The sequence below is a fragment of the Vreelandella sp. F11 genome (assembly GCF_042466685.1).
Classification (GTDB): domain Bacteria; phylum Pseudomonadota; class Gammaproteobacteria; order Pseudomonadales; family Halomonadaceae; genus Vreelandella.
This window is the reverse complement of sequence record NZ_CP170448.1, coordinates 412,934-435,530: the sequence shown is the minus strand read 5'-3', so window position 1 is coordinate 435,530 and position 22,597 is coordinate 412,934. Positions and strand designations below refer to the sequence as shown.

The following is a 22,597-nucleotide window of genomic DNA, read 5'->3' as shown; positions in this document are numbered from 1 at the left end:
CGTGAAGTTTGAAAGATAGCTTACCGGCCTTCTCTCAGGCTGTCGGTACCCGAAACCGTTTATTTTTAGTGAGCTTTAGGTACCTGTTGCCACAACCATATCTAATTTTAGTAAGCACTCTCAAGGTTTACAAAATATGGCAGGCTTGAGGCTACTGAGGCCTCCCAGTAACCGCGAAGGTTTGAAACGACTTAAGAAAGGGCTAGCGGGATAAAATTTATTTAGGGAGCGGAAATAGCCCTTTTCCTCCCCTGGGCTTGGGGTATCACATTGGTATAGAAGCATGCTATTGCTGGGGTAACCGCTTAGGACCTTTTCTGGGATGGGGCGCAGGTGATGTGTTGATTACACAGTCGTGATAACAATGGATGAATTAAAAACCGATCCACAGGGGGCGCTACATCAGTGTATCTAGCAAAACTGAAAATAACGAACTTCAGAAAATTGCAATCTGTTGACCTTGAGTTTCAGCCCGGGCTGAACGTCCTGGTCGGCTCTAATAACATTGGCAAGACCGCTATTGTTGATGCATTGCGCGCGCTACTTGCAGGATACGACGAGCCATACCCGCGCTTTAACAACGACGATATGCATCGACCAAAGGGGGGCGATCCGGCAGGTGACATCCAGTTTAAGTACGTCTTCCAGGATTTGGACGTAGACGACGAAGCCGACTTTCTGGCAGCACTGAAGCCGGACGAAGATGGCAGGTTTGAAGCTCACATTAACATCCGTTATTCAGAAGCTGACAAGATTGGCAGGCTGCGAGTAAGGCGTTGGTGTGGAGACCATGAAGAGATAGGCCTGACCGCGGATATGATCGAGAACCTTCGCGGTGTCTACCTGCCACCTCTTAGAGATGCTTCACAGGGTCTCAAGCCCAATCGCCATAGCAAGCTGGCTCGACTATTTCAGCTCCTTGCCGATGATGAAGGTCGTGATGGAATTAATGAAGCACTTAAACTGCTCGATGAAGAGCTAAGGGGCCACGATCCGATTATTACCGCTCACTCGGCCATCACAAGTCGGCATGACACGATGCTAGGGTCTCAGCTAGCCCAAGTGTTGGATTTGGGATTGAGCGGAAGCGATTTTCAGAAGCTGGCATCACGCCTGTCGTTAGTAGTGGACGACTTCGAAATTGAACAGAACGGCCTTGGATTTAACAATCTGATTTACATGGCGGTGGTTCTCTGTGAGCTGGCCAGGAACGCTGACGCGAGTTACCGAGGCCTGATCATTGAGGAGCCTGAGGCACACTTGCATCCGCAGTTGCAGGCGGTGTTGCTAGATTACCTGGAATCGATTCAAGATGGGGAGGGTGAGAAGCCCGTTCAGTTGTTTGTTTCTAGCCATTCCCCCAACTTCGCCAGCATTGCTAATCTCGACAGCCTCACATGTCTGGTCGAAACAGCCACTGGCGTGGAGACTTTCTTCCCACGCACCATCCAATTCGAAAGGGGAAAAAGAGAAAAGCTCGAACGCTACCTTGATGTGACCCGCGCTGAACTGTTTTTTGCCCGTCGTATCATCTTCGTTGAAGGCGCGGCCGAATTGATGCTGGTCAATGTGCTCGCGGAAATGTGTGGCTATAACCTGCGCAAGCACGGCGTCAGCCTGATCAGTGTCGAAGGACTCAATTTTGACTCTTTTTTGCCTCTGTTTGGCGAGGAGGCCCTGAAAATTCCAGTATCCGTGATCACCGACGCGGATCCAGTAAGTGAAGCGGATGAAACCGGAGAAACGGTGGCCGTTTATCCCACGTTCGACGAGGAAATTAGGGTTTCAAACAATACCGCCAGGATGAAGAAAAACGAGGATTCCCTCGTTAAGGTTTTCTGCGGTCTCAAAACTCTCGAATATGATCTGGCGTTGGTTGACGTTAATCGCACCGCAATGCTGGCGGCACTTAGAAATATGCACCCGAGAATCGCGCAAGACCTCCAGACTAAGGTCGAAGAGGAAGAAGGCGATGCAGCCAAAGCACGGACTCTATTCAGCGGCATGTTTGAGCGCAAACAAAATAATGTGCAGAAGGGGCGCTTTGGCCAGTCACTTGCGCAAGTTATTGCCGAAGGCAACGCTTTTGTAGTGCCAGAGTATATCCAGAATGCGATTTCTCATGCCTGTCAAACAGCGGAGGCCAAGTAGTGAACCACCCTTCCGAAGAGCAGACGCAGGTTATAGATGCCTCAGTAGAGCCCTTGTCAGTAATTGCCTGTGCTGGCAGCGGCAAGACATTCACTGCCGTGCGACGTCTGGCCAATATTCGTCAAAAACTTGGTAATCATCGTGGACGTGTGGCACTCCTGTCCTTCTCCAATGTCGCTGTAGATACTTTCCGAAAGGAATATCAAGATCTGGGGCTCAGCAGCAACGTCAACAACCGCGTGGACATAGATACGCTGGATACTTTCATCACCAGCAACGTGTTGCGCCCTCATGCCTATCGGACGATGGGCGCGCAACAGACGGCTTTCCTTGTGACCGGTGGAGAAGCATTTCTGAAAGGATTCACCTTTCAAACGGATCCTTACCCGCGCGCTATCAATGAAATGCAGGTCGGTATTGACGCTGGAGGTGTCTACTTCTGCTACTCGGATATTAAAAGTGAAATGCACAGGCTCAATACTGCCCAAGCTGCAGACGTGGTGCATCGCCTTGGGCGGATCGGTGCCTACACACACAACCTCGGGCGTTACTGGTGCTATCGCACGTTAGCAGATCAACCTGGGATTCTGCGTGCTCTGGTTCGCCGTTATCCGCATATCCTGATTGACGAGGCTCAGGATATCGGAACGGTTCATCAGGTCATCATCGAGCAGCTAGTGAGTGCTGGTTGTCAGGTCTCACTGATAGGTGATCCAAATCAGGGTATTTATGAATTTGCCAGTGCTGATGGGGCGTTCTTGTCAAAGTACGGGCAACGTGACGGCGTAAATAGCCTCGAATTGAAGAGAAACTTCCGGTCCGTGCCACCAATCCTTGATCTGGCCAACCATCTGGCCGGACGAACCGATGCCGCAGATAGGGAAGCGCCTGATACAGTCCATGGTCCCTTCTTTGTAGCTTACGGTAAGAATGACAGAGAGCAACTCATTGTTTCGTTTCAGAGAGCAGTGGAGGCCGCTGGCCTTAGGCTGGAGCGTTCGGCGGTACTCTGCCGCGGACGCAAACAGGCAGATAAACTGGCTGGCAACAAAGGGGCCCCAGGTTGGGGCATCGTCAAACGGTTTACACAGGCTGCAATCCTGCGCGAGCGTTTTAAAGACTATCAAGGTGCATTCAGGCTGGTGGCTATCGGTATCGTCAACCTGCTCGTTGATGCTCCAAATGGGATGTTGGCTAAGCTCACATCCCAACGTGAGGATCAGGCGTTACGTCGGCTCATCTGGGCTTTTACTCGTAATCCTGATTCAGGACTGCCCGGTGTATCGCTCAATGGAAAAGCGCAGTGGCACCCCCTATTACTTAATAGAGTCAAAACTTTGCTGGCTCAAATTAATAAAGATTGTGGTCTGACGAGCGTTAATAAGCTTGGTAGCAAGCTCACTACAAGAGATTTGCCTGATGGACCGTTACTATCTGCCGCTGACCTGAATGGGAATAATGACCGACCCCGCATTCGCGTTGACACAGTTCATCAGGCGAAGGGAGAAAGTCTGGATGCAGTGTTGTATTTGACAAATAAGGAACATGCCGAAGGCTTAATGAACGGCGTGGATACAGAGATTGGGCGTATTGGCTATGTTGCGGTAACCCGTGCCCGGAACCTGTTTTGGCTTGGTGTGCCAGCCAGTGCGTTAGTTGATTTACGGCCAGGATTACTCGATCTTGGCTTTCAGGAAACTGAGGCATAAGGTCATCTACGTTCGACCTACCTCATCAGCTTGACTGTGCCCTGTGATTGGCCCGAAGGTCACTTCCTTTCAAGGAATTTCCCCAAGTTTTGTGCCAACTATAAGCTCCCTCATGTGCTCTTAAATGACACGGCCTCAACGAACGCAACCCAGAAAAAACCCTTCCTAATGATGATTTTAGAGCATTAAACGTAATTTTAGGACATATAATATGTCCCTATTTCATCAGTCTCATAACCGTCATCGGTTCAAATCCGGTCCCCGCTACCAATATTTTGAAAGGCAGATCAGTTACTTACTGGTCTGCCTTTTTTGTTTTTATGTGTCGGCTAATTTCCTCTAGTACATTAGCTTTCACTATTGCCTCAGCAATCTCTTCTAGCGTCCCTTCAGTCGACTGCACTCCCCCAATTTCGAAAATCATGCGTTTGAGCAGTGCATACTGCCATGGATCAGGGCGATGGCCACATACGTAGTTGGCTCCTTTTGCGCCACGAACTGATCGAATTTGCCTAGACACAATCCCATCCTTTGCTGTCACTCAGCGGGCTTCTTGCGCAGCCCATAGAGAAAAGGGGATCACACCGCCGACAGTGGCAAACCATATTCACTGCACAATTCAAGCCTGCGATTTCTCGCAGGCTTGATTAGCACTTTTTATCTCATCAGCACCGCCTCGCAGACTCTAGCAAGTGCTATATGATTCGAGCATTACATCAAGGCGCCTTGGTCATTTTCCTGCACGCCGCTGATGCTCACATCATCACTCATCGCAACGAGTTCTTCCTCCATGAACGAACCATCACTCATATCGCTGGCCATGTTCATCATATCCATGTTCAACACACTGGCCGCACTTACATCAGGATCGCGACTGATCTGAAACGTAGCCAGATCCTGAGAACCACCGTTAAAGGTAAGTCGCAACACCTGGACACCCTCTTCAAGATCCAGCGTCAGCGAAGGCCCGTCCACATAGATTCCCCAGGCGCCAGAGTTCGGCACCGACGCCGGGGCGGACTGTTCGTAAAAGACGCCATCCTGTTCAACTGCAGCAGAGATGGTGCGGCCATCATTGGGTGACGAGGTCACGAACGACAGGGTGTGACTGCCAGCTTGTTCGACATTGATGGTGTATTCCACCCATTCACCTTCATCGACCCAGCCTATCGCCTCGCCCTGCCCAACAATATCTACCCCTTCATCCGGGCGGAAATCCGATCCAATCTGAACAGCATCAGCATCGTTATAGGCAACGTCCTGGCCACCTTCGTCGAACAGAGCCGCATTAAGCGTCAAACCTTCATCAGCATCCACCACCCATGGAGTGCCGCCTGCATTGAAAGCCTGCTGACCATCACGCGCCAAGCTGAACGAAGCCAGATCCTGCGACCCGCCATTGAAGGTCAATCGCAGCACCTGCTCACCGGTCTCTAACGCTACCTGGGTGGCATCAGTGGGCTGGAAATTGCCCCAGCCACCTGTCGGCGATATCACCACCGGGTCAATCGACGCGTAGGGCGTGCCGTCGCCTTTAGTAAAGGTCGCCGTGATGCTGCGCTGTGCACCGCTGCTATCACCAAGGGCAGACAAGAACGAAAGGTCGTAGACCCCAGCCTGTTGGATGTTAAGGGTGTATTCCACCCATTCGCCCTCGTCCACCCAGCCAATAGCGTCACCGTCACCGACGATATCCACACCATCACCGGGGCGGAAATCCGATCCAATCTGATCAGCCTCGGCATCGTTATAAGCAACGTCCTGCCCTCCTTCATCGTAGTTGACCGCATCTAGCGTGAAGTCACTACCCACCTGCCAGGGAGTTCCGTCATCCGTGAAAGCTTGCTGGCCGTCGACGACCGGGGCCTCTTCTACCGCTAACGTGAACGCTGCCTGAACGCTATCCTGACCATCCGAGGCAGTCACGATAATGTCGAAGCTTCCCGCGCTAGTGGCCGTCCCCGAGAACACGCCTTCCGTTGACATAGAGATTCCGCTGGGCAGGCCGCTGGCGGTATAAGTCAAGCTATCCCCATCGTCATCGACAAAAGCATCCTCAGGTAGACTGAAGTTGATCGCTTCGCCTTCCACCATCGTGATGTCATTAATACCTGCCTCCACCTCAGGCGCCTGATTGACCGGGGTTTGATCAACGGGCACTAAGTTGAACGATGCGAGATCCATGGGCCCGCCATTGAAGGTTAGCCGTAGCACCTGCTCACCGGCTTCGAGCGTTACCTGGGTGGTATCGGTCTGGGTGAAGGAGGTCCAGCTTCCCGTTGGCGATACCCCGACCGATGAAGCCGTCACGTAGGGCGTATCGCCCTTGGCGAAGCTTGCGGTAATCGAGCGTGCGGCTGGGTTGGAGGAAGCCATAGAGGTCAGGAAGTCGAGGTCGTAAACGCCGTCTTCCGCCACATTGATGGTGTATTCCACCCACTCGCCGTCCTCGATGAAACCGATCGCCTGCGAGGGCGTGGAGATATCCACCGCCTCGTCGGAGCGGAAGGCATCGCCCTGATGAGCGGCGGTGGTATCGTTATAGGCGACGTCCTGACCACCGTTGTCATAGAAGCGCGCTTCCAGACTCAAGCCCTCCGCGCCAACCTCCCAGGCAGTCTGGGTGTCATTAAAGGCGCTCTGTCCATCGTTCACTGGTGCTTCAAAGTCCAGGGTGAACGAGGCCAGATCCAACTGGCCACCGTTAAAGGTCAGTCTTAGCACCTGCTCGCCCTCTTCCAGTTCAAAGGTAAGAGGACCAACGGTCTGGAAGCTGGTGAAGCTACCGGTGTTAGGCAGATCCTGTACCTGCGCCGGGGTATAGAAGCCACCACCCTGTTCAAAGGCCGCGGTGATGGTCTTGCCGTCGGTGACCGCAGACGTTGAGAAGCTAAGCGTATAAGTGCCCGCTGTCTCTACGTTGAGGGTGTATTCGACCCACTCGCCATCGGCAATGTAGCCAAGCGCCTCGGTGCCGTTGGAGATATCCACCGCTTCGTCGGCGCGGAAGGCCGCCCCCTGGTGCGCAGCGGTGGTGTCGTTATACGCCACCCCCTGGCCGCCGTTATCATAAAGCTTGGCTTCGAGCGTCAAGCCATCGCTGCCCACCGCCCATGCAGTTTCACTGTCATTGAAGGCGGTTTGACCGACCGGTTCGGGGTTGTCGAGGAAGTTCGGTATGCCGTCGTTGTCATCGTCGTCGTACAGATCCACCCGGCCATTGCCGTCAGCATCCTCCGCCCCGGTGGGATCATAGGTCTGGACGTTCTCGACCAGGAAGATATTGTCGTTGTAGTCGTAGTTCACCCCCGCGTAATCCTGAATCACGATATAGGTATCTGGAATCACGTTACCGGCAGCATCCTTGGCGATATAGACGCGAATCAGATGGCCGTCGTTCTCGTCCCAGTTGAGATTGGTGCCCGGATTGCCGATAGCATCAATGGTGTCCTCATAAAGGTTGGCATCCGGATCCGACCAGGAAATATAGCCCTGGCGACCCGAAATCTCAGCGAAGAACCCAAAGGGTGCATCGCGATCCAACGTCGTCGTGGTCAAGAGATCGCCATTGTTGAGCGTGCGCGGCAGTAGCGTCTGACCATCGGCCTCATCGTGGGCCAGAATCTCGTCGAGATCCCGGCTATCCACGTCGTGGATGAACAGGCGGGCCACGTCGCCTTGGGTGTGGTAGGCCGCCAGTTGGGTGATCTTGATCGGCGAGCTACCGTCAGCACGCTGGAAGTAAGGCGACAGGATCTCGTCGCCATTGGCTTCCACCAGCCCGCCCTGATTCATCTGCCCCTCGGCCACATTGGTGGTGTAGCCGAAGGCGTTGATGATCTCCTGAACGAGTGGTTCCTGGCCGCTCTCGGACTGGTTCTGGGCCAAACCGGCGAGTTGGATGACCTTCTCGCCCTCATCAGCATCGCTTGAGTTGATGACCAGGCTTGCCTCGTACAGGCTGGCATCGTTGGGGTCATCGGCGATGAAGCGCACCGTTACGTCGATGGACTCGCCCGGCTCCAGGCTAATCGCCGCGAACGCCTCCGTCAGCTCGAACAGGGTGGTATCACTGACTTCAATGCTGTTGATATCAAGGGTTTCGAAGCCATCGTTTCTGATCGTGATGGTGACTTCGTCGTGCACTTCCTGCGCGGCGTTGGCCGGATTCTCGATGCGCGACATCACCAGGCGATCATTGGACGGTATGCCGTCATTATTGATTACCGTCAGCTCACCACCGGTCACCGGCTTCACGCCCTCAATGAGGAACATGTTGTCGTTGTAGTCGTAGTTGATGCCGGTGTAATCCATGACGCCCAGGTAGGTATTGGGAATCACATTGCCCTCGGCGTCCAGCGCACGGAACATGCGCACCGTGTAGCCACGCTCGATACCCTCGGCATCGGCCGGCGGCGTGCCGCCCCCCTCGGGGTTCAGCGATGGGTCGGTGGACAGGTTCGCCACTTCAATGCCAAACACACCCTGGCCGGCCCAACCGCTAGGAATATCGGCAAGCGAGAAACTCGCGGTAGCGAAATCACCATTTCCTTTAATCGGCAGAAGGCTTTGGTTGTTGTCGCCGGCATGGTTACTGAAGATGATGTCCTGGTTTTTATTCCCAGGATTGTGAATGCCCAACGTCGCGCCACCATCCCCATGATAAGCCGCCAATTGGGTGATCTTCGCCTCGCCAGCACCGTCGGCCAGCGTCCAGTAGCGCGACAGTACCTCGTCGTCGTTGACGGGGCGATAAAGGTCGAAGTCATTGAGCACGGAGTTTTCGCCGCCTCCCACTGTGGTCAGGCCATCGATGCGGTTACCGAAGCCGAAGACTTCCCAGACCTCGTTAACATTGGGTTCCCAACCGCCCTCGTCTCGCGCCTGCCAGAAGCCTGCCATGTGAATTTCGGCAATCGGCGAGTCGGCATCGTTGGTCGTCAGACGAATGCGCCCTTCGAACACTCCGTCACCAGCGTCGTTGGTTGGCGGGTTGTAACTGTCACGGTCAAACAGCACCGTCACCTCCAGCGACTCTCCAGCGGCGAGCGTCAAGCCTTCGAAGATACTCGGGTTTTGTAGCACGAACGGGCCATCGATATCGGCATCGAGAATCTCCAATGTCTCGCTTCCGGTGTTAGAAATCGTTACCGTTGCGCTCTCTTTGAAGTCCCGATCAGGGTTCGAGGCGCTATTGTTCTCCAGGTAGCTGAAGTGCAGCCGGTCAGAGTAGTAGGCAGCATCGCCGCTTTGGATGGCAATGTCGGCGTTGTCATTACCCAAGACCGGTGTCACATCAAGATAGTCCAGTTCATCGGCACCATCGGCAGTCGAAACCACTCGCAGGTTGTACTCCACGCCCGCCTCAAGCTCGACATAGGTGCCTTCTTCCCCGGCATCCCCCTGGCCCGGATAGGCCAGTACATCCACTGGCTGACCGTTAAGCGTCAGGGTCAAGCCCTGGCCGTCGTTGGCACCGGCATTAGCCGCAAGATCCAGGCGATAAAGGCCATCGGCATCCACCGTAAAGTAGAAATCGGCCGTCAGGTCGTTGATTGTGCGCGCATTGTCGCCACTCTCCAGCTCAATGCGCGCACCGTCGGAGACATCGGCGTACACCGGCATAAAGGTGTCGGTAGGTGCATCTGGAACCCGAAGCAGATCCACATTGGGACCGTTGGCCTCAGGTGCCGTGACGCTGATGGTGTTGCTGCCCGCTTGCAGGTTGACCAATAGCTCCTGGAAGAACCAGTCGTTTTCCGCCTCATTGCTCTGGCCGACGAAGTTGACCAGCCCTAAGTTAACGCCGTTGATGGTCACTTCCATCGGGCGGTCGGCTTTGCTCGCCGCCAGGGCGTAGCGGAAGCCGATTTCGTAGTTGCCGGTCTCATTGACATCGACAGTCCAGGTGATGGTCTGATCGCCTGTGCCATCGAAATCAACGTAGCCTTCGCCAGAGGCGTTGCGGTCATCAGCGCTTTCCGGCACCACTACAGGGCCATCAAGCAAGGCGTCCTCAGCCTCATATTCGGTGAAGCTTGGCGTGGTATCCGGCGGCGACTGCAGCACTTCAAGCTGGTCAATGTTGGGGCCGGTATTATCCGTAGACTGCAACCGGACGGTATTTTCTCCCACCACCAGCGACGCTGCCACGTCTTCGGTCAGCCACTCGGCCCAGGCCGCATCGCCAGTCAGCCCTGGAGGAGGACTAAAGTCGAACACTCCGACGCTAACGTTGTTGACGAATACCTCAAGCGGTCGATCAGCGGTACCACCATTGGCATAGCGCAGCCGCAGCACCGACTCACCGGCCTGGTCGGCATTAAGATTAAAGCTGAACGTGAGGAAATCGGCATTGGTGGCACCGAAGTCTGCATAGCCGCCGGGCACCCCGTCATCACCGTTGGTATTGCCATCCAGACCAAAGGCGCCGGGGCGCAGTCCGTTAGGTAGCCCTGCAGTGGATTCTGGATTATCAATGTCACGAATCTGGATTTCCGCGCCGCCACCCTCGGCGATCGTCACCGCAGTGCCGTCATTGGGGGTGTTATCTTCAGCCTGGATGACCAACAGCGATACCAGATCGTCGCCCGGATCGGGATCAACCGGATCAACGACACCGCCCGGTGCCGGGTCGAGGCGGATGATTTGGCTCTGCCCATTACCCCGGTTCAAGGTCAGTAGATAGAGCTGGCCGGTCACCGGGTTCTCGATAATATCCAGCGGATCGACGTAGCTGATAACGTTACCTTCAGGATCGCGCAGCACATCGTCGCCAATCACGTTGCCGTTGGCATCAAGGGTAATGCTACGCACGTCATCACCACCGGAGTATTCGGTGAACAGCAGATTGCCCTGTAGATTACCGCCGAAGATACCGCTAGTGTATTCCACCGCACCGTTGGGTGAACGGTTCTCGCCCAGCGAGTAGACACCGGAGATATCGTAGTTCCCCTCGGGATTCGTTCCGGTTGGGTAGCTATCAACCTGGTTAGGGTCAGTGCCCCCGGTGGGGTTGCCACCGTTCATGATGTACTCATCCCGGAGCGGATTGGGGTGACCGTAATACCCCCCTTCGACGACCTTGAACAGATAGTCGTCCTGCTTCTCGACGTTGGTGTAACGCTCGTTCTCTGGCGTTGAGGGGTCGTCCGGCACGTTGCCTCCCGCCGCCGAGCCGTTAGTCGGCACGTACAGGAAGCCATTGGAGTGCCATACCAGATCGTAGGCGTTGCGCGCCCCGGTGGCGAAGATCGTTAGCACCGCGCCTTCGGCGTAGGGGTCGTAGTAGCTCTGGAGCACGGTACCGTCGGCATCCTGCACCGTGGCCACACCGCGTTCATCGAACACCAGAAACTCGCCGTTGCCCATGGGGATAGGATCATCCTTGGGATGGCCATCCGGGTCATCGTAGCGGGTGTTCTGGCCATTGTCGGGCACCGGTTCGGTGGAGACATCAAAGCCCCCAGGCGGCGCATCACGGGTCGGGTCGATCTCCATGACCGCGGCATTCAGCAGACGCTCAGGACGGTTGCCCCAGGCGCTATCCGGCTCACCCATGGCCGAGTTGGAGCCCTGAATCAGATACAGCAGGTGCGTCGGCACGTCAGGGTTGGTGTCGGCGTCATAGTCCGGATTGGCGCGGAACTCGAGGCTATTGGTCACATGGTCGCCGTTGGAGCGTGGCAGCCCGGTGATGTAGGGCTCGGCGGTACCGGAAAAATCACTACCGCCGTCCAGCGTGATCTTGGTGATGCGACCACTGAACTCCGGCACACCGTTATCGCGCCCATTGAGCGGGATCGGGTAGTTATCGGTGATCCACAGCACGTTCGGGTCGGTGGGATCCACCACCAAGCCGATGATGCCACGTTGCTGACTCTCCCCGGGCTGGTCGAAGTAATCGTTCGGCAGGCTTAGGTCCTGGCGGTTGGATAGCGAGCCGTCGACCGGATCGACGTTGTAGCGCAACAGATCACCGCCAATGGTCGCGATGTACATGAAGGCGCCGTCGGGGCTCATCTCGAGCGATGTGAAGCCATAGGCATTGTCGGCAGCACCGTTGAGCTCAACCACATCGTTGAAGGCCACGTCGCGGGCGACGACTTCCGGCTCTTCACCGGTGACGAAGGTGTTAGTGTACTTCTGGAATTCCCGGGTGGGCGCATCAGCATCATCGTTGGGCCCGCGATCCTGGAAGCCATCGATCACCAGCGTATAGCTGGTAAACGGCTTGAGCATCTGGCTGGGTGAGATGGTCAGTGAGTCAAAGCCGCCGGTCGTATTAACGTTGAACGAGACCTCTTCACCGGTAACCGTTTCGAATAGCTTCACCGAGCCGTCGTTTAGGCTTTCCAGCAAGGCACCACCACGCCCATCGACCACTGAAATCCCCACGAAGATATCCGAGGTCGGATCAACACCGGTGGGGACAGCGCCATCTTCTCCGTCGAGATCAACCTCCACTTCATTCTCCCCAACGCCAGCAATAGCACGGGCATCGGTGAAGAAGGCATAGTCCTGCGGCGCTTCACGATCATCATCCGGGGTTAGGTCGGGAAGCGACTGGATCTCAATGTACTGAATCTCAGTATTCTCGTTATCGAGACCCAGCGAATCCAGCGTCAGACGACCGTCGCTCACCTGTACGATGCGAGTGACCAAGTCAGAGCGCACGCCCTCGGTGTCGTCGCCCGGATTACTGTCCGCCGGGAAGTCGTCAGGGCGGAACGGAGTGAAGGGATCGTTGAACAGCTCGCCTTCTGCATTCAGGACATTACGACTGTCGTACGGCCCAGAGGTATCGCCAATCGAAATGGTGACCTCGTAGTAGCCGTCTTCCAGCTCTATTTCCCAGCCAGCGCGCACATACTGGCTTCCAGGCTGGTCAAAATGGGCATAGGTGCCCTGACGCGGATCAAGCCCCGCAATGTCATCGGTGCGGTCGTTGACCGCCACGTTGGTAAGGCTCGAAATATCTAATGGAATGGTACCGGGCTGGTCATCGTAGATCGACGCCTCGGTGACCCAGCCATATTGGTAGGTCTGGCCGTCGATGGTCACCGACTGAGTGCCGAAGGCTTTGCCGTTGTCGGCAATGTAGCCTTCCGGTATCGCTACATCGTCGGGTTGGAAGTTGATCTTGACCGAAAAGCGGTCAACCGGTTCCACCACATCCGGCGGCTCGACACCGTCCCGCGTGACGCTCAGGCTATCGATGTTGGGGCCTGCATTGCCCACGTTCTCAAGCCGAATCGTATTGCTGCCCGCCTCAAGCTCAACTTCGATAGTGGCTTCTTGCCAGTTCAACCAGCCAGCGTTGCCTTCACCCGTGATGGGGAAGGCCATCTCACCCTGGGGCTCGCCGCCCACCAGGATATTCATGGGCCGGTCAGCACCGTCTCCACCGCCATTGGTGTAGCGCACGCTCAGGGTATAGGTGCCCGCTTCTTCGACATTCACGTCAAAGAAGGCCGCATCACCGGCTTCGCCACCCATGTCCAGATAGCCAGTGCCGGTATAGCCATCCCATAGCCCATCGGGGCCCGCCGCTTCGTTTGTTTCAGGATTGCTGGCGTCACGCACCACTGTATCGGGAGTAGGCTCATCATCGTCGATCGACAACGCCTCGCCCTGAATCTCGAAGGTGAACGGCGCTGGGGTCGTATCACCATCATCGAAGCTGAACACGACCTGATCAATGTTGGGGCCGTTGTTCGTACCACCGTTAGCCACCGTGGGGATGGTCAGCGTGAAGGTATTGGCGCCCTCTTCAAAGGTGACCTGCACCTCCTGCTCCAACCATTCATCCCAGGGGTCGTTGACGCCATCGTCCGGCGCGTTGGCAAAAGGCACCTGCGGTTGCGCACTGCCATTGACCGTCAGGTCGAGTGGCCGAGGTGTGGCGGCGCCGTTAGCATAACGAATCGTCGCCGTGTAGGTACCCGCTGCGGGTGCGTCGATATTGAACGTGATCTGATCGCCCGCGTCGGTGCCGAAGTCCAGGTAGGCGTCGCCGACCGCGCCCTCCCGGAAGTTGCCGAAGTCATCGGGATTGTCGGCATCCACCACACGCGTGACGGCCCCCTGGCCGGTGCCACCGACATCGGTGACGCTCGCCTCCTCGCCTTGCAGGGTGATCGGCGCCAAGGGGTCTTCGTCGACGTCATTCACGGTCACTTCCAGCGTCTGGACGTCGGTCAGGTCGCCGTCGGTAACGGTGACCTCTACTTCATAAACGCCATCTTCATCGTCATCCACCGGAAGCTCGAAGTCGCGGGCGCTGGTGAAACTCAGTACGCCGGTCGACGCATCGATGGTGAACAGCGGTGCATCAATGCCGCCGGTGATAGCAAATACCGGTGCGTTAAGGCCTGTCGTAGCGCCATCTTCGTCGACCACCGGAATCGCGCCGATCTCGGTCAGGTTCTCATCAATCGAATAAGCCGTCTGATCGATGACGATACTTTCGTTAATATCCGCCACCGTGATCAGAGTGTCCTGGGAAACGCTATCTTCACCGTCGGAAACGGTCACCGTGAGCTCATAGATGCCGTCTTCATTGCTGTCGGCGGCCAGCTCGGCGTCCGGCGGGTTGACGAACGCAAGCTCCCCGCTCACCTCATCGTAAGTAAATAGCGCCGCATCGGCACCGGACAGCGTGACGGTCAGGCTGTCACCATCGGCATCGTCGATCACCAGGTTAGCCACGGCTGAGCTGTTTTCGTCGACGCTAACGTCGGCAGAGAGGCCTTCAAGCGTCGGCGCCGAGTTAACCGGTTCATCGATTCGCTCGAACGTTAGCGAATCGATGCGCATTTGTTCGCCACCGGCACCTCGCAATTCGAGACTTGCTAAATCACCAGCAGTCACCTCAAAGGGCGTTTCAAACACGATCTCCTTGCGGTTACCACTCTGCCCTGCATTCCCCCTTGGCCCGCTGCCCACGATGGTGCCAAAGTTGTCGTTGAGCACCACATCGGAACTTAGGCTATCACTTGCACTATTACGCGCCTGCAGCACGGTATCGCCAATGGTGAGCGTCAATGCACCTTCACCATCGTTTTCATCAAACACATACAGCCGCGCCACGTACCAGCCAGGCTCGACACCACCGGCGGCCAAGTCGGTGCCGATGGTGGCAGGCGCGTTACTGGTTAACCGGATCAGCTGTTCATTGGATGCGCTCGCACTGCCGGTCACGATCAAGTTGGCGGCATCCAGGTCAGTGAAATTTTCCGCCTCAATGGTGATGGCATCCCCTACTTGCGTGCCTTCGATAACGAAGCTCAGCGTTTGGGTAGCTGAAAGGCCAGATGGATCGGTGGCGCGAATCACTACATCGAACGAGCCCCCTTGGCTGGGAATACCCTGGATAATACCGTCTATTACCTCAAGGCCGACGGGCAAATCCTCGGCGGAGAGCGTTAGGGTATCGCCGTCGGGGTCGGAGAACAGCTCGGCGAAGTCCGAAAGCGGAATCTGGATGAAGCTCTCGCCCACTTCACCGAAGTAAGGTTCGAGCGCTATCGGTTCGACCACCGGCGCCTCGTTGACGTTCTCGACCGTTAGGGTGAAGTCGGTCGAGGTGCTGGCGGTACCGTCATCGGCGGTCACCGAGATGGTGTAGTCGCCGGGTGCCAGCCCTTCGAGACTGCCACTCAACACTTGATCAGCGACGCTCAGGCCTTCCACGACCACCTCTTGGCCGTCGCCATCGGTCACTACGAAGCTGTAGCTCAGCGCGTCGCCATCATCATCGACGAAGGGCAGATCGACCTCGATGTTGGCGCCTTCATCAAGACTGAGGTCGGCTATGCCGCCGCCGACAACGCGCGGCGCGCTGTTGGTGTCCACACCCTCGTCTTCAGATAGGCTCACGGTGCTGAAGCTTGAGCTGCCCTTGGCCCCTACGTCATCGTCGTTGACGAATACCAGCGAGTCGATTGTGATTCCGGCATGCGCCGACAGGTCTATGGTAAAGCGGAAGCTACCGTCGCCGTTGTCGACACCTTGGCCGCGCAAATCAACGAAACCACCTTGGGTCTGGGTGCCGCCTAGTTGGTAGACGCTATTGCCACCGTTGAAGGGGTTGTCGTCGTTATCAAAACCGATCGCGACAATTTCCGGTACCGGCGCGTCCGAAATCGCCACATCCAGCGTCAGCAATGTCTGGCCGGTAATGGTGTAGCTGCTTGGCAGTTCTGCCCGCTTCCAGACATTATCAGTCAGCGAAAGCGTGGCGCCGTCATCTTCCACCGTTGCGCCGGTACCGCTTGCCGGGTTGTCCTGGGTGTCGTTATAGGGAGTAATCGAAGCTTCATCAAAGACCACATCGAGAGTAACCGGCCCAGATGCTGCGGCGAGCGTCACCGTATCCTGCACGCTGGCTTCGTTACCGGCCGCGTCGGTGACAATCAGCGTTACCGTCACGTCGCCTGAACCCTGGCCGCTAAGGTCAATCGACAGGCTATCGCCATCGCTGGTGACAGGTTGACGCGTCGCGCCGCCATCAAAGCTGACTTCAAGGGTCGAGCCGGCGTCGATACCCGCCACACCGAATACGACCGTAGCACTGTCGCCATCCGGGATCTCGGCAGCCGGGCCCTCAAGGGCTAGATCATCGCCTTCATCAGCCGTGGTATCCAGGGTAAGATCAATTGACTGCTCGACACGGTTACCAAAGGCATCCATGGCGATCAGAGTGGCTGTGAGGTCACCGTCGCCACGGCCAGAAAGATCGAGAGTGAAGCTGCCGTCCGTATTAGGCGTTACCTCCTCAACGGTGACGCCGCCATCGAAGCTTATCCCCACTGTCGCAATGTCTGCATCGAGCCCGGTCACACTGAAACCGGCCTCGCCCACGGTAGCACCGTTAATCACGCTGTTGTCAGCGCTGAATGCCAGCGGCGCTTCGTCGGCATCTGCCTGAACATCGCCGACCGGGCCGGTGCCCGCGGTGGTGACTTCCAGGCGGTCGAGATTCGGGCCGCTGCCAGCCCCAGCGGGAATGCTCAGCACAATGGTATTGTCGCCCGCAACGAGCTCGGTGGTCAGGCTTTGATAAGCCCACACATCGAAGCCTTCTGGCGCTTGGTTAGTTGCGTTGGGATCCGTGGACGCAAAGGCCTGCTGCGCCAGCGGCGAACCGTTGACGGCAAGGCTCATCGGACGGTCGCCGCTGCTAGCATAGCGGAAGTTCAGATCATAGCTGCCGGCTTCGGCGACATTGACCGTGAAGGTTAGGCTATCGCCCGGCGCACTGCCGTAGTCGACATAGCCGGTGCCAGAATAATCAGGACGAAGTCCTTGAAAACTTGTCCCGCTTTCAGGGTTCTCGGCATCGCGCACCAAGGTGCCTGCATCATTACCAGCCCCGAGTTCGGCGTCCTCAGCCTGCACCACGATGGCATCGATCACTGGCGTCGTGGGGGCGACCGGGTCTGCCGCCACTAGCGCCACCTCAAACTTATCGATATTGGGGCCGTTGGCGGCGCCGCCAAGGCGTAGGGTGTTGCTGCCCGCGGCGAGGGAGATTTCAATGGTTTCGGTGGACCAGCCTTCCCACTCGGTTTGTCGAGTTGGATTGCCACCCGTTGGGCCCGCTGGCTGATTGGCCGTGGGCACATCGCTGACATCGTCGGGGTAGTAGTTCGGCTCCGCCGTCGGGGTGAAATTGAATGTACCTTGCGGGGTCAAAACACCCTCATCCACCAAGGAGAGACCCAACGGCCGCGCGGAACTGGTCGCATAAGTCACCGTCACGCTGTAGGTGCCCGAAGTGGCGACATCCAGAGTGAACTCGCCGTAGGCATTGGCATTGTTGAATGCCCAGTCGAGATAGCTTGCGCCCTCGGCGCCCACTCGGAAGGTTTCTAACCCATTGGTAAAATCGGCGATGTTGTCCACGGTGACCACACGGTTGGTCGCACCGTTTTCGTTGTCAGCCACTGGCGAAAGCACGAGATCTTCCGCCTGAACAACGTACACATCCGGATCCGGTGCGCGAACTTCCAGGTAGTCAACATTAGGGCCGCTAGCGCCGTTAGAGGTAAAGGTTACCGTGTTCTCGCCCGCCTCAAGCTGTACACGAATGGTACGTTCACCGTAGTCGCTGAAGTCGGTTGAAGTACTCGTCAGGGTGGTACTGGGGAGATCGAACATGCGATCCACTAACTCGCCATTGACGTCCAACCGTAGAGGCCGGTTTCGATCGCTGCCATCGTCGTTTTGACTAAGCGCATAGCCCAGCGCCAGTTCGTACTCACCCGCCTCTTCAACGCTGAACGTGAATGTCAGTGTTTCCCCACCATTAACACCGTCGCCATAGTCCACATAAGCTTGCCCGTCGGCATTGACCGCATTCGGCTGGCTGACGGGGTCATCGACCACGTTAATACCGGAGCCCGTAATAACCGCCGAGATACCATCGCTGTCGTCAGCATCTTCTGCCTGAATCCGAATCGGAGTGAAGGTATCTGCTATCACCGCCTGAACCGCAAAACCACCGTCAGCTTGTGGAAGCATCAGGTCATCGACGAGCGCAGCACTCTTAGTCTCAAGAGACGCTTCCTCTCTTGACTCTGGAAGCGTCTCTTGAGACGTATCACTCTCTGGCACCACATCTAAATCTATCGTCATGTCTGAGCTAGGAAGCACGTTACCGAACTCATCCATTGCTTCCAGGCGCATTTTCAGCCTTCCCAACGCTGGCATAGGCAAGTTTTCGAAAACGAAGGGCCGCTCGAAACTCTCAAATACCGAGACTTCATTACGAGCATCTTCCCACGCCAAGCGTATGGCTTGGATAGACGACTCCCACGGGCTGGGATGTGGAACCACGTGTAACTGATGGTCATGAAACGTATCTCTACCCCAGCGCCCGCCTTCATGAACGGTTCCCAGTAAAGACTTCGCCTGACCGGAAACAAATGACATTGAAAACATGGTCCACCTCACGGTTTTCATTAGAATTCTACGAACGCACCAGCGCGTGCGCCTGGGAGTAACCACCTCAATCTTTGTTACAACGCTTGTTACAATGTTCTCTTCCTCACCGCTTTGCAGACAGCTTTAAACCGCTGGCAAATCGGAGTGACACTTCGTGAGTCTAATCGAGCTTTTAGGGGTAGCAAGCGGCGGCGAGAAACACTATTTTGTATCTAATTGTTACAGCAAATCGCTAAAGTTATATTAAAAAAATCAATATAATCAACATCATAATAATAAACACATAAAAGTACTGAGCGTTAAGCGGGGATATGGTGACAAAAAAAACAAGCGGTTTTCAGTAGAAAAATAACGCCCTCGTCTTACGATAAATCTCGGTGATTAGCAAAAACGCACACTAGTTATTACCTCAAACAAAACTAAAAAATTAATAGCCTGCCTTTAAAAATAACCTGATACGCTAACTAACAAACAACTTACACAACAATTACAAAAGAGTGGCTTTGCTTTAAAGGCAGATAGGTGCCCAACAGGCGATGAATCCTCTCATAGCGACCCCCTTAATGACTGTGCAAGGCGTTGTTATCAGTTGTTGAGAGCTGGGCCTAAAGAACATCCAACAATGCCCTGGAGCTCAGCCATGTTGAATTCACGCGAGGGGTCAGATCTGCAGAAAGTGCTTAGCACCTGCCGAAGCAGCTTCCTTTACGTTGGCCTATTTAGTTTGTTTATTAACTTGCTGATGCTCGTGCCGCCCCTCTACATGCTGCAGGTTTACGACCGGGTCATCACCACACGAAGCCAGGAAACACTGCTGATGCTGACCCTGGTTGTGGTCTTTCTTTTTATGGTCATGGGCGGGCTAGAGTTAATGCGTTCGCGCATACTCGTAAGGATCGGTAACAAACTCGATGTCCAGATCAGTCAGCGCTTGTATTCGGCTATGTTTAAACGCTCACTGATGATGCCCGGCAAGCCCTCGGCGCAACCGCTGAATGACCTGACGACACTCCGTCAATTTCTTTCCGGCAATGGCCTGTTTGCTTTCTTCGATGCCCCTTGGGTACCGATCTATATCGGTGTGCTTGCGCTGTTCCATCCCTGGTTTGGGCTCTTCGCCTTGGGGGCAGGCATCATCCTGGCGACACTTGCCATCATTAACGAAGTCACCACCAAATCGCTTCTGAACGATGCCAACAGTCAGCATGTGATGTCCCAGGATCTAGCTAACAGCAATCTGAGAAATGCAGAGGTGCTCCACGCCATGGGTATGCTGCCCGGCATCATGGGGCGGTGGAGCGCTCGCCATCGCGAATACCTGGTTCTGCAATCCAAAGCCAGCGATAGAGCCGGGCTGATCACCAACACCTCCAAGGTGCTAAGGCTTATGTTCCAGTCGTTGATTCTTGGCTTAGGGGCTTATCTGGTACTTGGGGGCGACCTGACGCCCGGCATGATGATTGCCGGATCCATTCTGATGGGGCGGGCGCTGGCGCCTATCGATCAAATGATTAACGGCTGGAAGGGATTTGCTGGCGCTCGTACCGCCAAGGCGCGCCTCGGTGAGCTACTGACGGCGATTCCTGCTGAAGAGCCGCGTATGCCACTTCCCAAACCTAAGGGCCGTCTCGCGCTTGATGGCGTCACGGCAGCGCCGCCTGGACAGAAGCTGGCCACCCTGCGCGATATCAACCTAACCATTGCCAAGGGCGAGCACATCGCCATCGTGGGGCCCAGCGCCTCCGGCAAGTCGACGCTTGCGCGTGTGGCGCTGGGTATTTGGCCGAGCCAGTTCGGCTGTGTTCGCCTGGATGGCGCCGATATCACCCAGTGGAACCGCATGGCACTGGGGCCCCACATTGGCTACCTGCCCCAGGATATTGAACTCTTCGATGGCACGATCTCGGAGAATATTGCTCGCTTTGACGAAGTCGACCCTGAAGCAGTGGTACTGGCGGCGCAGAGAGCCGGTGTGCATGACATGATTCTCGAACAGCCGAACGGCTATGACACTTGGCTCTCCCATGGCGGTAATGCCCTCTCCGCAGGCCAGCGCCAGCGTATCGGCTTGGCGCGGGCGCTGTATGGCCACCCCGTACTGATAGTTCTGGACGAGCCCGATGCCAATCTGGACGATGCGGGCGAGCACTCCCTTGCTCACTGTCTCGTTCGGCTACGCCAGGAAGGCACCACGGCACTGATCATTACTCACCGTTCGCTCCTGCTTAGAAATGTTGATCGAGTATTAGTGTTGAAAGAGGGCCAAATCGCCTCGCTCAAGCCACCCACCAGAATAGCGCCAGTTACTCGCATGACCGCAGATGGAGGTCGCCCCACGCCACCTCAGCGCGTGGCGTCGCTAAAACCCAGTGCACGCGGTCGCCATGGCGGCGAGGAGGCTCAGTAATGAACATGCAAAAGTCACAAGGCAACAATACCGCAGCTGAAAAGCCCGATGCACTGCCGGTTGAGGATACGCGCTACCGCCGACTGGGCATCGCCATCCTAATTATCGCCCTAGGAGGCTTTGGCAGTTGGTCGGTGTTCGCGAATCTTGCGGTCTCCGTTGTGGCGCCAGGATCCGTATCAGTAGAGAGCTTCACCAAGACTGTGCAGCACTTGGAAGGCGGTATTGTCAAAAGCATCGAGGTTGAAGATGGTGATCATGTTGAAACGGGCGATATCCTGATGGTGTTGGACGATACCCAGGTACGCTCACAACTGCGGGTCACCCGCTCTGACTATCTCATCAGCCGAGCGACCGAGATCCGACTACTGGCTGAACTCAGCGACGCCGAAACGCTCAACTTTCCCGAGGAGTTGACCACCTCGGACTATCCCCGTGTGAGGGAGGTGCTTGAAGTACAACGCCGTTTATTCGATTCCCGACGGGAGTCGCTCACAAGCACGCTTGCTTCTCTTGATGAGCAGATGGTGCAAATGAATGAGCAGATTGAAGGATTGATCAATACCCAGACCATCAATCAGCGCCGTATCAGCTCACTTGAGGGCGACGTCGCCAACCACCGAAAACTGTTTCAAAACGGCATGATCAGCAGTCAGCGGATGCACGAACTGGAGCGCGAGAGCCTCGAATATCAAAGCATCAATGCCCAGCACGCCTCAGAAGTCGCTCGCCTGCATTCGCAAATCAGTGAAAATGCGCTGCAAAAACAGGTTCGCCTGCAGGAGTTTCAGCAGCAGGTAGGCGAAGCCCTACGCCAGATCCAAGCCGAAGTGGCCGACGCCGAAGAACGTCTCACCGCCCTAATGGATAAGGTGAACCGCACGGAGGTGCTGGCACCGGTGTCGGGAACGGTGGTGGGGTTAAAAGTGCATACGCTGGGCGGCGTTATCCGTTCCGGTGATCCGCTGCTCGATATTGTGCCAACCGATGTCGGCTTTATTGTAGAAGCCAAAGTGCCAGACCATGATATCGACCACCTTTATATGGGTCAGCCTGCCGAGATACGTTTCAGCGCTTTCAACCAGCGTCTTTCAAATGTCATCGACGGCGAGGTTATCCACGTCAGTGCCAACAGTTTCGAGGATGAAGCGACCCGGGCCCGCTATTATAAGGTGCGCCTGCGCGTCACCACTGTAGGGCAAGAAAACATGACCGAAACCATGAAATTGCTCGCTGGTATGCCAGCTGAAGTGATGCTGCGTACAGGCGAAAGAAGTTTTTCAAGCTATTTGGCCAAACCCATCAACGACATGTTGGCCCGAGCCATGCGTGAAGATTGACGGTTGTTGCATGTGCGGTTGCAGGTTAAATATTCTCAGAC

The 22,597-nt window shown here is 55.9% G+C and carries 5 protein-coding genes; 4 read left to right on the top strand and 1 reads right to left on the bottom strand.

What is annotated here, in order from left to right; genetic code table 11:
* Nucleotides 1-405 precede the first annotated feature (405 nt).
* Both ACFIOZ_RS02050 and ACFIOZ_RS02045 read left to right on the top strand, forming a co-directional pair.
* Complete coding sequence (locus ACFIOZ_RS02050; protein WP_386081908.1) at nucleotides 406-2,151, top strand: ATP-dependent nuclease; 1,746 nt, start codon at nucleotides 406-408, stop codon at nucleotides 2,149-2,151.
* Nucleotides 2,151-3,860: a UvrD-helicase domain-containing protein gene (locus tag ACFIOZ_RS02045; RefSeq protein ID WP_386081907.1), complete on the top strand. Its 1,710-nt coding sequence runs from the start codon at nucleotides 2,151-2,153 to the stop codon at nucleotides 3,858-3,860. Before ACFIOZ_RS02050 ends, ACFIOZ_RS02045 begins: the two co-directional genes overlap by 1 nt.
* A gap of 711 nt (nucleotides 3,861-4,571) precedes the next feature.
* On the opposite strand, the gene ACFIOZ_RS02040 is transcribed toward ACFIOZ_RS02045, so the two are convergent.
* Nucleotides 4,572-18,806 carry a carbohydrate-binding protein gene (locus tag ACFIOZ_RS02040; protein ID WP_386081905.1) on the bottom strand — a complete coding sequence of 4,745 codons (14,235 nt, stop codon included), beginning with the start codon at nucleotides 18,804-18,806 and terminating at the stop codon, nucleotides 4,572-4,574.
* Between the two features lie 643 nt (nucleotides 18,807-19,449).
* Here ACFIOZ_RS02040 and ACFIOZ_RS02035 point away from each other — a divergent pair.
* Complete coding sequence (locus tag ACFIOZ_RS02035) at nucleotides 19,450-21,216, top strand: type I secretion system permease/ATPase (protein WP_386081903.1); 1,767 nt, start codon at nucleotides 19,450-19,452, stop codon at nucleotides 21,214-21,216.
* Entirely contained in the window at nucleotides 21,216-22,556 is a 1,341-nt protein-coding gene (locus tag ACFIOZ_RS02030; RefSeq protein ID WP_386081902.1) for an HlyD family type I secretion periplasmic adaptor subunit, read from the top strand. The genes ACFIOZ_RS02035 and ACFIOZ_RS02030 overlap by 1 nt, the downstream gene beginning before the upstream one ends.
* Nucleotides 22,557-22,597 lie beyond the last annotated feature (41 nt).

Coding starts and splice junctions, on each gene's coding strand:
- ACFIOZ_RS02040 (WP_386081905.1), bottom strand. CDS start 18,806: ATGTTTTCAATGTCATTTGTTTCCGGTCAGGCGAAGTCTTTACTGGGA.
- ACFIOZ_RS02035 (WP_386081903.1), top strand. CDS start 19,450: ATGTTGAATTCACGCGAGGGGTCAGATCTGCAGAAAGTGCTTAGCACC.
- ACFIOZ_RS02030 (WP_386081902.1), top strand. CDS start 21,216: ATGAACATGCAAAAGTCACAAGGCAACAATACCGCAGCTGAAAAGCCC.